Below are 13281 nucleotides of genomic sequence, written 5' to 3'. Positions count from 1 at the left end.
CCGGCATTTCCGCGGCATTGCAATCGCCTGTCATTGCTGCTTAAACCGGGGCACGAGGTACAGTCTTGGGTGCCCTAAAGTTGCGCAATTCCGCGCCGAAGGGGCGTATCTTGGAGGATACAATGAAAAAACTCGCTCTCGCCGCCGCTATTTCGGTTGCTGCCACCTCCGCTTTCGCAGGCGGCATGGCAGAACCGGTTCTGGAACCCGTTGTTATCGTTGAGGACACTTCGACCTCTGCCGGTGGCATCCTTGTTCCGATCCTGGCACTGATCCTGATCGCTGCTGCTGTTGCGGCCGATTGATCGAACGCCTTACGGCATTCAGTAAAAAGGCGGTCCGCTCGGGCCGCCTTTTTCTTTTGGGGGTCCCGATCCGGTAAGCTTAAACCGACTGACCCGTTTCCGCCGCGATCTGGGCGCGCGACTTCCGGGCCCGTTCGGTGGCCGATTTCAACTGACCGCAGGCCGCCATGATATCTTCGCCCCGGGGGGTGCGGATCGGGCTGGCATAGCCCGCCTTGTAGACGATGTCGGCAAATCTCTCGATTCGCTCCCAGTCGGATCGTTCATAGGGCGCGCCGGGCCATTCATTGAACGGAATGAGGTTGATCTTGGCCGGTATCCCCCTGATCAGATCGACCAGCCGGCGCGCATCCTGATCGCTGTCATTCACGCCCTTCAGCATCACGTATTCAAAGGTGATCCGTTCGCTGTTCGACGCCTTGGGATAGGCGCGCAACGCCTCCAGTAGCTCGGCAATCGGCCATTTCTTGTTGATCGGAACCAGCTTGTCGCGCACCTCGTCCGTCGTCGCGTGAAAGCTCACGGCCAGCATGCAGCCGATCTCCTCGGCCGTGCGCGCGATTTCCGGCACGACGCCGGAGGTCGAGAGCGTGATGCGGCGACGGCTGAGCGAAATCCCTTCCGGGTCCATCGTGATCTTCATGGCGTCGCGGACGGCATCGAAGTTGTAAAGTGGCTCGCCCATCCCCATCAGCACGACATTCGACAGCAGGCGCGGCCGCGCATCCGAGCCCTCACCCGGTTCCGGCCATTCGCCCAGATCGTCCCGCGCCAGCATGACCTGTCCCACGATTTCGCCCGCCGTCAGGTTGCGGACCAGCTTCTGCGTGCCGGTATGGCAGAACGAACAGGTCAGCGTGCAGCCCACCTGAGAAGAGATGCACAAGGTGCCGCGATCCTCCTCCGGGATATAGACAACCTCCACCTCATGACCGCCGGCGATCCGGACAAGGTATTTGCGCGTACCGTCGGCCGAAACCTGACGGGAGACGACCTCGGGCAGGGCGATCACGAATGTCTCGGCCAGCTCAGCCCGGTAGGCCTTGCTGAGATTGGTCATCGCGTCGAACTCGCGGATGCCCTTCTGATAGATCCACTGCCAGATCTGGCCGATACGCATCCGCGCCTGTTTTTCGGGCGTACCGTGGGCGATCAGGATCGCGCGCATCTGGTCCCGCGTCAGACCCACAAGATTTATGGGCCCGTCGGGCAGTTTGCGCGGGATGGTCAGAACGTCCTGCGTGACGGGAGCGCTGGCGGTCATCGGCTCAATCCTTTGGGGTCAGGCGGATCACATATTGCCCCGCGCGCCGCAACGCAAACCCCAACAGGCCCGACCGGTCTAGCCGCCGCAGCGCGCCTCGGCATCTTCGACCGCCGCCGTGAAGCCCAGAAGCGAGAACGTATCCTGCGTTTGCGTCCCGCGGGCGGACCGCGCCGTCAGAATCGCCTCGGCCCCGCGTTTCATCGCGGTCACGATGCGCTGGTCATCCTGTTCCGATGCGGCCCAGGCCATTTCACCATCGGTGAACAACTCGAACGTGGTCGATCCGATCGCCATCGTGACGGTGGAGCCCGGTGCAAACGGATAGCCGCCGGTAAAGGAAACCTCGCCGCGCTTCTCTTCGGCGGGCCAATAGCTAACGAACATCAGGATCTCACCGCGCCGGACGGCGACCACGCGGCCATCGCGCGTGTTGACGGTTTCGCGCGGCGTCGAAACGACCCAGCATTGCGTGGGATCGTCTTCGACGAAGACGCTCCAGTCCGTCTCGGCATTCACCCGGTTCGACGATTGATCCTGCGCCCATATCCCGTTTGCCGACAGGGACAGCGCCGTCGCGGCAAGCGCACCCAACACCCAGTGTTTCATCTTCCCTACTGCCTCCAGCCTTACTCTGCCTCTGGCCCGATCCGGCGGTTTTTTATCTCTGGTAAGCGGAACGGACATTTCACTTTCTGCTGCTGCAGACTAACCTGATTTTCAAGGCATGGGAAAGCCCCGGCGGCAGAAATTCGCCGGGATGTGAACGGGAACGGAAGAATGAAGAATACGGAGCCACTGGTCGAGGTCTGGCGCGGCCCTTTCCGCGAGAGCCTGCACCGGGGGCATGCGGTGATCTGGGACGCGGGCGGCGATATCGTCGCCGCCTGGGGCGACCCGGACGCCGTGATCCTGCCGCGGTCCTCCTGCAAGATGGTGCAGGCTCTGCCGCTTGTCGAAAGCGGTGCGGCCGAGGCCTACGGCCTGACCGATGCGCAACTGGCCCTGGCCTGCGCATCTCATCAGGGGGCGCATGTTCACACGGATATGGTGGCGGCATGGCTTGCCGATCTCGGCTTGTCCGAAGAGGCACTTCGCTGCGGGCCACAGATGCCGAATGACCGGGATGCGCGCAACGAATTGATCCGTGGATACAGGGAGCCGGGGCAGAGTCACAATAATTGCTCCGGAAAGCATTCCGGCTTTCTGACCCTTGGCAGGCATCTGGGAGCAGGGCCGGAATACGTGGACACGGACCACCCGGTTCAGCGCGCCGTGAAAGCCGCATTCGAAGAGGTCACCGGGGAGGACAGCCCCGGCCATGGGATAGACGGGTGTTCGGCCCCGAATTTCGCCTGCACGATGACGGGGCTGGCGCGGGCCATGGCGGGCTTTGCCGCTGCCACGGGCGACGGCGGCGCGCGCGACCAGGCACAATTCCGGCTGACGCGCGCCATGGCGGCATATCCGCATCTGGTGGCGGGGGAAGGTCGCGCCAGTACCATTCTGATGCGCGCGATGAACGGGCGCGCGTCGATCAAGACCGGGGCCGAAGCGGTGTTTGTCGGCATCCTGACGGAGCAGAAACTCGGGATCGCCGTCAAGATCGAAGACGGCACGACACGCGGGGCCGAGGCCGTGATCACCCAGCTTCTGATCGGTGCGGGCGTTCTGGAAGCGGATCACCCCGCCGCGATCCGGTATCGCCACGGCCCGATCCTCAATCGCTGCGGGATCGAAACGGGCGCCTATCGGATCAGCGACAGTCTGGCCGGCTGGCGCCTTTAACCCGCCCTTTCGGGCGCATCCGGGCCCAGATCCAGGTCGGCGGGTGCAAGTGCGACGATTCGGTCCAGAATTGCATCCTTCTTGAGGGGCTTGGTCAGATAGTGATCGATCCCCGCCTCGAAAATGCGTTTCTCGTCTCCGTCCATGGCGTGGGCCGTCATCGCAACGATCGGCACGCGGGGCAGGTCGTGGCGGGCTTCGAACGCGCGGATTTCCCTGGCGGCCTCCAGCCCGTCCATCTCGGGCATGGAAATGTCGGTGAAGACCAGATCGGGCGGATGCGCGACATAGGCATCCAGCGCCTCGCGCCCGTTACCGACCATGCACAGATCAAGCGTGAGGGATTTGATCATCTTGCGAAAGACCAACTGGTTGGTCTTGTTGTCCTCGGCGGCCAGCAGGCGCAGAACGCGCGGCTGCGGAGGCGGTACAGCGGGGGCGGGCGATGCCGGGTCAGTCTGCGCGTCCGAGCCGGTGGAAAGGGTCTCCGTCTCCCGCCCAAGGGCTGCGGCCATCACGGCATCGCGCAGCGATGCCCGCGATGCGGCCAGCGGAATGGCCGGATACTGCAGGGCTTCGGCGATGTTCGGCCCGGCCAGGGCGATGGGCCCCGCATAGCCCCCCTGACGCAGCTCCCGGATCGCCGCGCCGGTCTGTTCTTCCGTCCGGTCCGTGAGCAGGATGAGCAACGCCAGATCCGCGGGCGGCCTGTCCGACCCGCGTAGGACCGAGACCCGCGCGTCGAGGCGGCCCAGACGCTCGGCCAGACCGGCGGCATCGGTGCCGTCATCTTCCCAGATCGCCAATGCCCGCGATGCGGCGGGCAGGGGCGGCACCGGCCTGTCATCTTCATCCTCGGGCACCGGCAGACACAACCGGAACCCGAAGGCGGAGCCGACATCGGGTTCGCTTTCCAGCCACATCTCCCCCCCCATCATGCGGATCAGACGGCGCGTGATCGACAGCCCAAGCCCGGTGCCTTCGAATTTCCGGTTTGCCTGATCCTCGACCTGATTGAACTGCCCGAAGACATGGGCCTGCATCTCGGCGGGGATGCCGATGCCCGTATCCTCCACCACCATCCGAAAGGTGACATGGCCGTCATTCCGGCCTTCGCCCACGACGCGGACAAGAACATAGCCCTCAGGCGTGAACTTCACAGCATTGCCGATCAGATTGGTCAGGATCTGGCGGATGCGCCCCCGATCCGCCACCACCCTTTCGGGCATGAACATGTCGTAATCGACCCGGAGCGTCAGATCGCGGCCCTGGATGCCCGGGCGCAACAATCGGAAGATTTCGTGGATCATTTCCTGCAGATCGAAAGGCTCGGGATGCAGCGTGATCTTGTCGGCCTCGATCTTCGAATAATCCAGCACGTCATTTATGATGACCAGCAATGCCTCGCCCGAGCTCTTGATCGTGTCGATGTAGAGGCGCTGTTCCTTGGTCAGCTCGGTGTCGCGCAGCAGATCGGCCATGCCGACCACGCCGTTCATCGGGGTGCGGATCTCATGGCTCATATTGGCAAGGAAGGCGGATTTGGCGCGGTTCGCGGCCTCCGCCTGATCGCGGGCCTTGCGCAGTTCCTGCTCCCGGCGGGCCGTTTCGGTGATGTCGATTGCCAGCGACACCACATCGCCTTCGCCGGTGCGTTCGTCATGCAGGCGGATGTAAGCGCCGTTCCAGAGCTTCAGGGTCTTTTCGGGAATCGTCTCGCTTTCCCATCTGGCGATCATGTCATCGATCCAGTCTTCGGGTCCGACCCCTTCCAGATCGACGATGCCTTCTTCCACGGCGATGCGAAGCACCGCCTCGTAGCTGGCCCCCGGGCCGATATCGGCGATATTGTCGAACACGGCGATGAAAGCGGGGTTGGCGGCGATCATCCGCCAATCGCTGTCGAAAATGGCGAACCCGTCATCGATAGCCTCCAGCGAGTCCCACAACCGGCGCTCGGCCATCACCGCCTTTTCGGTGGCCACCTCAAGCTGGGCCTTCACCTGCGTGGTCTGCCCGATCAGCTCGGCATTTTCCTCCCGCTGTTCAATGACCTGATAACTCAGCGCATTTGTATGTTCCGCAAGCTTCTTGTTCGCGGAATACAGCTCGTCGGATTTCTGAACCAGAAGCCGCTCGGCGGCCAGACGCAAGCGGCGCTCCTGCGCCAAACGGTCATCGATACCGGCGCTGCCCATGATTTCCCTATGTCCCGACACATCACTTTGTCGCGATGTTCCCCGAACCGTCTGAACATTGGTTTAACGCGGCACGGGAAATCGTGGACAGATCCCTGAAAAGCGTGGCACGATTGGCCCATTATTTGATCATTTTCAGGAGACTGCCATGCGCCCGATTTTTGCGCTGCTGACCTGGCTGCTCGTTGCGCTGCCCGCATTTGCCCAGGATGCGATTCCGGACCGGTTCATCGCCATCACCCGCGATGTGGATTTTCCCGGCGGCGATTTGCGGCCCCTTTTCGACACGACATTCGAAGCCTGTTCCGCCGCCTGTCTGGCGGACCCCGATTGCCGGGCCTTCACGTTCAACCAGCGCTCCGACGCCTGTTTCCCGAAATCCGGTGTTCTTGCCCAGAACCCCTACGATGGGGCCATCTCCGCAGAGGTCTACGCCACCGATCCCGGCGTTCTGGAACGGCTGGACGACCGCATCGCAACCCTGTCATTCCTGCGCTCCGGCGATCTGTCGAGCGCGCGCCGGCAGGCGGAGGGATTGGCCGGCGAGCACCCGGCAGGCACCTGGAGTGTGCAGCAACTGGCCGATGCCGCCCGCGACGCCGCGACCCGCGGCGACCTGGAAGGAGCGATCCGCCTGACCGGGGCGGCACTCACCCGCAGCGATGCGCCCGCGCTCTGGGCTGAATATGCCCGCCATCTTCTCGCACTCAGCGGTATCAACGGGCAGCCCCGGTACCAGCTGGAGAGCCGCGCCTTCGCCGCCGCGACCAATGCGGCGCTGCGCGCGCCCGACGGGCCGGTTCTGGCCGATGCGCTCGACATCCTCGCGCAGACGCTGGAACGGCAGGGGCGGGGGCGCGACACGATCCCGGCCCTGCGCCTGGCACTGGCGCAGGCCCCGCGCGCTGACCTGTCGGGTGCGCTCGACAGGGCCGTCAGGCTTTTCGGGTTCCGCGTGGTGGAAACCCGGGTCGACAACGAGGCGGCGATGCCCCGGATCTGCGTAATCTTCTCCGAAGAGCTCGAATCCGGTGGTGTCGCCTATGGCGATTTCCTGCAATCCGCGGTTTCAGGGCTGAGCGTCGAGGGAGAGGATCGCCAGCTTTGCATCTCGGGTGTCACCCATGGCCAGAGATACGAGTTCACGTTGCGCACGGGTCTGCCTGCGGCTTCTGGTGAGGTGTTGCAGGCACCGGTCACGATCCGGCAATACGTGCAGGATCGAAGCCCGTCTGTCCGCTTTCCCGGTCGCGCCTATATCCTGCCGCGCAGCGAGGCCGCTGCAATCCCGGTCGTCGCCGTCAATACCGACGAGGTGACGCTGCGGCTGTTCCGCGTGTCGGACCGCAACCTTGTCCGCAGCTTGCAGGAGACCTATTTCGGGCGGCCCCTGAACGAGTGGGAGATCAACCGCTTCACCACCGAACTGGCCGAAGAGGTCTGGACCGGAACCGGCGAGGTGGCGCAGGAGCTGAACCGCGATGTCACGACCCGGCTGCCGATGGGCGACGTGCTGACCGATCTGGGCCCGGGGATCTATGCGCTGGAGGCGCGTGCCGCCAATCAGGCCGCGCGGGATACGATGGCCGCCACCCAGTGGTTTCTGGTCAGCGATCTGGGGCTGTCCACCATGAGCGGTGCCGATGGTATCCATGTCGTCGTGCGCGGGCTGTCCGATGCCGCCGCCCGCCCGGGCCTGACCGTCAGCCTGATCTCGGAATCCAATCGCGTGCTGGGCGAGGCCGTGACGGACGCAGAGGGCTACGCGCTGTTCGATGCGGGGCTCGTCCTTGGGCGCGCCGGGGCTGCGCCCGCCATGGTGGCCGTGACCGACACGGATGATTATGCCTTTCTGTCCCTGCGCGACGCGGAGTTCGATCTTTCCGATCGCGGGGTGGAGGGGCGCGAGGCCGCCAGTGCGATCGATCTGTTTCTGACCACCGATCGCGGCGCCTACCGCGCGGGCGAGGTCATTCACGCCACGGCGCTGGCGCGCGACGGCCGGGCCGAGGCGATCACCGGCCTGCCGCTGACCGCGATTCTGATCCGCGCGGATGGAGTGGAATACACCCGGACCCTGCTGCGCGAAAGCGGGGCAGGGGGCTTCGTGTTCACGCTGCCGCTTGGCACCAACATCCCCCGCGGCACGTGGCGGCTGGCCGTCCATGCGGACCCCGAGGCGCCGCCGCTTGCGAGCCGGACCCTGCTGGTCGAGGATTTTCTGCCCGAGCGCATCGCCGTGGCGCTGAACCTGCCCGAGGGACCGATCCGCCCTGGTCAGAGACCGCAGCTCGACCTTGAGGCGGATTATCTGTTTGGCGCCCCCGCCGGCGATCTCCCGGTCGAAGGGACGCTGGTGCTGCGCCCGCGGGAAACGCTGGAGGACTGGCCCGGATATCGTTTCGGGCGTCACGACCAGCCGCCTCAGCCCGCCTTCGGGAACATCCCCGGCGGCATTGTCACCGCCGATGACGGGCGCGCCACGCTGACCCTCGATCTGCCGGCAACCTCCGGTCCGCCGCATCCGCGGGACCTGACCGTCACGGTCCGCGTCTCGGAAGGATCGGGCCGCCCGGTCGAGCGCCAGATCACCCGGGCGGTGGAGCCCGAGGGCACGCTCATCGGCATCAGGCCGCTTTTCGACGGCACGCTCGCCGAAGGTGCGGAGGCGCAGTTCGATCTGATCGCGGTGAATGCCGATGGCGCAGTACCCGTGGACTGGACCCTCAACCGTGTCGAGCGGCGCTATCAGTGGTACTCGCAGAACGGCGCGTGGAACTGGGAGCCGGTCACGACCCGCACCCGGATCGCCAATGGCCAGGCCACGCTTGGCTCCGATCCGGTGCGGATCGGTCAGGCCGTCGAATGGGGCGCGTTCGAGTTGCGGGTGGAGACCGCATCCGGCGCCTATGGCATCACCTCGGTCGGGTTCGATGCCGGCTGGTATGCGCCCGCCGATGCCGGCGGCACGCCGGACGTGCTGGACATGTCGCTGGACGCGGAGACCTACAGCCCCGGGGAAACCGCGCAGCTTCGGATTGTCCCCCGGCAGGGAGGCACCGCCCTGATCCGGGTGATGTCGAACCGGTTGATCGACATGCAGATCGTCGAACTGGGCGATGAGCCGGTGGCGATCGCCTTGCCGGTCACCGATGACTGGGGCAGCGGCGCCTATGTCTCGGCAACCCTGTTGCGGCCCGTGGCCGATATCGACGCCCAGACCCCGGCCCGGGCGCTCGGTCTGGCGCATGCCGCGATCGATCCGGGCGACCGTGCGCTGGATGTGACATTGGAGGCGCCGGCGGAGACGATGCCGCGCGGCCCGCTGGAGGTCGCGCTTCGCGTCGGCAACGCCGCGCCGGGCGACACGGTTTACGCCTCGATCGCCGCCGTCGATCTGGGCATCCTGAACCTGACCGGCTTCGACAGCCCGGACCCGCAGGCCCATTACTTCGGCCAGCACAGGCTGGGCATGGCGCTTCGCGATGTCTATGGCCGCCTGATCGACAGCCGCAGCGGGGCCGAAGGGCGTGTGCGCCCGGGTGGCGACGAAAGCGCTGGCATGAGGATGCAGGCGCCGCCGCCGACCGAGGCGCTGGTGGCATTTCACTCCGGCCCGCTCACCGTGGGGCCGGACGGGCTGGCCCGCGCCAGCTTCGACATACCCTCCTTCAATGGCACGGTGCGCGTGATGGCCGTGGCGTGGTCCGGCACCGGTGTCGGCCAGGCCGAAGCGGATGTGCTGATCCGCGATCCGGTGGTGGTCACCGCCAGCCTGCCGCGCTTCCTGTCACCGGGCGACACGGCGCGGCTTCTGCTGGAGATCACCCATGCCACCGGCCCGACCGGCGAGATGCGGCTGAGCCTGACCTCCACCCAGGGCGTCGATGTCGGGCTGATGCCCTTCAGCGTCAATCTCGGCGCGGGAGAGACCAGCCGCCTTTCGGTTCCGATCACGGCCGGCGACAGACCCGGAGTGCAGGAAATCTCGGTCTCGCTGAGACTGCCGGACGGGACCGTTCTTGCCAAGCCGCTGGCCCTGCCGGTGCAGATCAACGACCCCGAGGTCGCCGAAACGAGTCTCGTCACGCTGAACCCCGGCGACACGTTCACACTGGATAGCGCCGCCTTCACCGGCTTCCGCCCCGGATCGGGCCGGGCCACGCTTTCCGCCGGGCCACTGTCGCGGTTCGATGCGCCGGGGCTGCTGCAGATGCTTGACCGCTACCCTTATGGCTGCACCGAACAGGTCACCAGTCAGGCGATGCCGCTTCTCTACCTGTCCTCGGTCGCCCAAACCATGGAGCTGACCACGGCGGAGGATCTGGATCGCCGGATCAACGCGGCCATCAGCGATGTGCTGGTCAATCAGGCCAGCAATGGCGGCTTCGGCCTTTGGGGCGCGTACTCCGGCGATCTGTGGCTGGACGCCTATGTGACCGATTTCCTGTCCCGCGCCCGCGGGCAGGGATATCAGGTGCCGGATCTGGCCTTCGGTCGGGCCCTCGACAATCTGCGCAACGAGATCTCCTTCTATCCCGATTTCGAGAATGGCGGCGAAGATCTGGCCTATGCGCTGATGGTACTGGCCCGCGAGGGCACGGCATCCATGGGCGACCTGCGGTACTATGCCGATGTCAAGGCGACGGCGTTCGGCAGCCCTCTTGCGCTTGGCCAGTTGGGGGCCGCGCTGGCGATGTATGGCGACCAACCGCGGGCCGATGCGATGTTCCGCGCCGGATACGCCATTCTGCAGGACAGGCTGGACGCCCCCGAAGCCACGGTCTGGCGCAGCGATTACGGCACCAACCGGCGGGATGCGGCCGGGCTGCTGACGCTGGCGGTGCAGGCCGGGTCCGATGCGGTTCCCATCTCCGATCTGGCGCAGGCGCTGGCCCCACCGGGCCGGCAGGTATCGACACAGGAGGCGGTGTGGAGCCTTCTGGCCGCCCATGCGCTGATCGATGCGGATCCCGTGACGGGCCTTGAACTCGACGGTCAACCGATATCCGGCCCGCTGGTGGAGGTGCTGCGCGCCGGCGACACGACCGACCGCCGGATCACCAATACGGGCACCACGCCCGAGGCCCTGACCCTGACCCGGTTCGGTGTGCCCGCCGGCGCGACCGAGGCCTTCGGCAACGGCTATCGCATCAGCCGGGGCTACGTGACGCTGGAGGGCCAGCCTGCCGATCCGGCGCAGGTTCCGGTCGGCACGCGGTTGGTGGCGCTGCTGACGGTTACGCCCTTCGACGGGCGCGAAGCGCGTCTGATGATCAATGACCCGCTTCCGGCCGGGTTCGAGATCGACAACCCGAATCTTCTGCGCGGTGGCGATATCCGCGCGCTCGACGGGTTCGAACTGGACGATGTGGCGACCCACACGGAATTCCGGCAGGATCGCTTCATGGCCGCCGTCGACTGGCGCACCGATCGCAGCTTCCGTCTGGGATATATCGTTCGCGCGGTCACCCCCGGCGAATTCCATCATCCGGCCGCGAGTGTCGAGGATATGTACCGCCCGCAATACCGCGCGCAGACCGTATCGGGCCGGTTGGTGGTGACCGAATAGATGCGGCGCTGGCGTGGCCCGCTGATCGCCCTGGCGCTGACGCTTGTCTTTGTTGGCGGCGGGGTGGTGCGGCTGAACGCCTGGATCGACGCGACGGAGCTTCCGCCGCTGGTTCCGGTTACGGGCGTCGAGGTCGTGGACCGGAACGGCGACCTTCTGCGCGCCTATACGGTCGAGGATGGGCGGTGGCGCCTGCCCGTCCGCTTGGCCGAAGTGGACCCGGGCTTCATCGATATGCTGATCACCTACGAGGATCGGCGGTTCTGGACCCATCCGGGCGTGGATCCGCGCGCCTTTGCGCGGGCGGCCTGGCAGGCGCTGCGGCATGGGCAGATCGTCTCGGGCGGCTCCACGCTGACGATGCAGGTCGCGCGGCTGCTGGAAGACAGCGGCACGGGCGCGTGGCGCGGGAAACTGCGGCAGATACGCGTTGCGCTGGCAATGGAGCGGGTGCTGAGCAAGGAGGAGATCCTGACGCTCTATCTCCATCTGGCGCCCTATGGCGGCAATGTCGAAGGTCTCCGCGCCGCCAGCCTGACATGGTTCGGAACCGAGCCGCGGCGGCTGACGGCCGCCCAATCTGCCCTGCTTGTCGCGCTTCCGCAGGCACCCGGCAGCCGCCGGCCCGACCGGTTCCCGGAGGCCGCGCGGCTGGCGCGTGACCGGGTGCTGGACCGGGCAATCCGCTTCGGCGGTGTCGCTGAGGCCGAAATCGCCTGGGCCCGCCGGGCGCCCATTCCGGATGAACGGCGCGGCTTTCCGGCGCTGGCACCCCATCTGGCCGACCGGGTGCTGGCCGACCGGCCGACCGCGACACGCCACGCGCTGACACTGGATCGCGGCCTGCAGGCGCAGATGGAGGTTCTGGCCGCACAAGCCGTCGAGGGGCGCGACCGCAGGCTGACTGCCGCGATCATGGTGCTGGACCATCGGACCGGGGAGATGCGCGCCACGGTCGGGGCCGCGGATTACACCGACGACATGCGCCGGGGTTTTGTCGACATGACCCGCGCACTGCGCTCGCCGGGATCCGCCCTGAAACCCCTTGTCTACGGTCTGGGATTCGAAGCGGGCCTCATCCACCCCGAAACTCTGGTCGATGATCGGCCGGTCCGCTTCGGAAGTTACGCGCCGCAAAACTTCGACAACGTCTTTCGCGGCGAGTTGAGCGTGCGCCACGCGCTGCAGGCCTCGCTCAACACCCCGGTGGTCAGCCTGCTGGACCAGATCGGCCCGGCCGAGATGCTGACCCGCATGCGCCGCATCGGGATGCGGGCCGAACTGCCCCGGGGGGAGCCGGGCCTTGCCATCGGGCTGGGCGGGATCGGGACAAGCATGGAAGACCTGATGCGGCTTTATGCGATGATCGCCCGGGGTGGAGAGACGATGCCGCCGCGCATCCGCGAGAGCGATGACGCAGGCACACGCAGCCGCGTCCTGTCATCTACCGCCGCGTGGTATCTGAGCGATATCCTGTCCGGCGTGGTGCCGCCGCCCAATGCGCCGCGCAACGGGTTGGCCTACAAGACCGGGACAAGCTATGGCCACCGCGATGCATGGGCCTTCGGCTTTGACGGGCGCCATGTGGTCGGTGTCTGGCTGGGCCGGGCCGACGGCGCCTCCGTACCCGGTGCCTTCGGGGCCGATCTGGCGGCGCCACTGCTGTTCGAGGCCTTCGCCCGGCTTGGTCTCGATCTGGCCCCGCTTGCAGCACCGCCATTGGGAGCCCTGACTGTCCCGCATATGCAATTGCCGCCGCCGCTCCGCCGGTTTCAGCCGGAAACCGCCGGGGCACGGGATGCGGAGGCTCCGGTGATCGTCTTTCCACCCGACGGTGCAATCCTTGCGGCCACGCCCGGTCTGCCGCTTCTGGCGCGGGTCGATCGGGGCCGGCCCCCCTTCACATGGCTCTGGAACGGGCGGCCCGTGGCGACCGGTGTCTTCGACCGGCAGGTCGATCTTGGCATGGCCGCGCCCGGGTTTGCCGAACTGACGGTGATCGATGCCACGGGCCGGGCCGAACGCGGCTTCATCGAAATCGCCCCCTGACGCCGTTTGATCGGCCGCCCGATTCGCGTCTGGCTGCCCCCCGGGCACGCGCGGGGCTTGCGAGCGTTGCGATTGTCACGGGGTTGCGAGGGCAAGTCTCTGTTT

7 protein-coding genes are annotated in these 13281 nt (G+C 66.3%); 4 read left to right on the top strand and 3 right to left on the bottom strand.

Translation table 11 applies throughout. The features are described from left to right. Positions 1-122: 122 nt before the first annotated feature. On the top strand, positions 123-305 hold the full coding sequence (locus ACQ651_RS16715) for a hypothetical protein (protein ID WP_121895975.1): 183 nt from the start codon (positions 123-125) through the stop codon (positions 303-305). 79 nt (positions 306-384) lie between these two features. Here ACQ651_RS16715 and rlmN read toward each other — a convergent pair whose 3' ends face one another. Then, positions 385-1569 carry a 23S rRNA (adenine(2503)-C(2))-methyltransferase RlmN gene (rlmN, locus tag ACQ651_RS16710; protein WP_430449904.1) on the bottom strand — a complete coding sequence of 395 codons (1185 nt, stop codon included), beginning with the start codon at positions 1567-1569 and terminating at the stop codon, positions 385-387. Positions 1570-1647: 78 nt separating this feature from the next. After that, positions 1648-2178: an invasion associated locus B family protein gene (locus ACQ651_RS16705; RefSeq protein WP_430449903.1), complete on the bottom strand. Its 531-nt coding sequence runs from the start codon at positions 2176-2178 to the stop codon at positions 1648-1650. A gap of 171 nt (positions 2179-2349) precedes the next feature. On the opposite strand from ACQ651_RS16705, the gene ACQ651_RS16700 reads away from it, so the two are divergent. Further along, positions 2350-3357 (top strand): asparaginase, encoded by a 1008-nt coding sequence (locus tag ACQ651_RS16700; protein WP_430449902.1) that lies wholly within the window; start codon positions 2350-2352, stop codon positions 3355-3357. Here the strand turns inward: ACQ651_RS16700 and ACQ651_RS16695 are convergent. Next, positions 3354-5555 carry an ATP-binding protein gene (locus ACQ651_RS16695; protein WP_430449901.1) on the bottom strand — a complete coding sequence of 734 codons (2202 nt, stop codon included), beginning with the start codon at positions 5553-5555 and terminating at the stop codon, positions 3354-3356. The genes ACQ651_RS16700 and ACQ651_RS16695 overlap by 4 nt on opposite strands. A 148-nt stretch (positions 5556-5703) precedes the next feature. Between ACQ651_RS16695 and ACQ651_RS16690 the strand changes: the two genes are divergently transcribed. Both ACQ651_RS16690 and pbpC read left to right on the top strand, forming a co-directional pair. Further along, complete coding sequence (locus ACQ651_RS16690; protein ID WP_430449900.1) at positions 5704-11127, top strand: alpha-2-macroglobulin family protein; 5424 nt, start codon at positions 5704-5706, stop codon at positions 11125-11127. Beyond that, positions 11128-13176 carry a penicillin-binding protein 1C gene (gene pbpC, locus ACQ651_RS16685; RefSeq protein WP_430449899.1) on the top strand — a complete coding sequence of 683 codons (2049 nt, stop codon included), beginning with the start codon at positions 11128-11130 and terminating at the stop codon, positions 13174-13176. Positions 13177-13281: the final 105 nt, after the last annotated feature.

The organism is Rhodophyticola sp., from assembly GCF_965284195.1.
Classification (GTDB): Bacteria; Pseudomonadota; Alphaproteobacteria; order Rhodobacterales; family Rhodobacteraceae; genus Rhodophyticola.
The sequence above is the reverse complement of the archived record's forward strand: the minus strand, read 5'-3'. Positions and strand labels throughout refer to the sequence as shown.

Coding starts and splice junctions, on each gene's coding strand:
- ACQ651_RS16715 (WP_121895975.1), top strand. CDS start 123: ATGAAAAAACTCGCTCTCGCCGCCGCTATTTCGGTTGCTGCCACCTCC.
- rlmN (WP_430449904.1), bottom strand. CDS start 1,569: ATGACCGCCAGCGCTCCCGTCACGCAGGACGTTCTGACCATCCCGCGC.
- ACQ651_RS16705 (WP_430449903.1), bottom strand. CDS start 2,178: ATGAAACACTGGGTGTTGGGTGCGCTTGCCGCGACGGCGCTGTCCCTG.
- ACQ651_RS16700 (WP_430449902.1), top strand. CDS start 2,350: ATGAAGAATACGGAGCCACTGGTCGAGGTCTGGCGCGGCCCTTTCCGC.
- ACQ651_RS16695 (WP_430449901.1), bottom strand. CDS start 5,555: ATGGGCAGCGCCGGTATCGATGACCGTTTGGCGCAGGAGCGCCGCTTG.
- ACQ651_RS16690 (WP_430449900.1), top strand. CDS start 5,704: ATGCGCCCGATTTTTGCGCTGCTGACCTGGCTGCTCGTTGCGCTGCCC.
- pbpC (WP_430449899.1), top strand. CDS start 11,128: ATGCGGCGCTGGCGTGGCCCGCTGATCGCCCTGGCGCTGACGCTTGTC.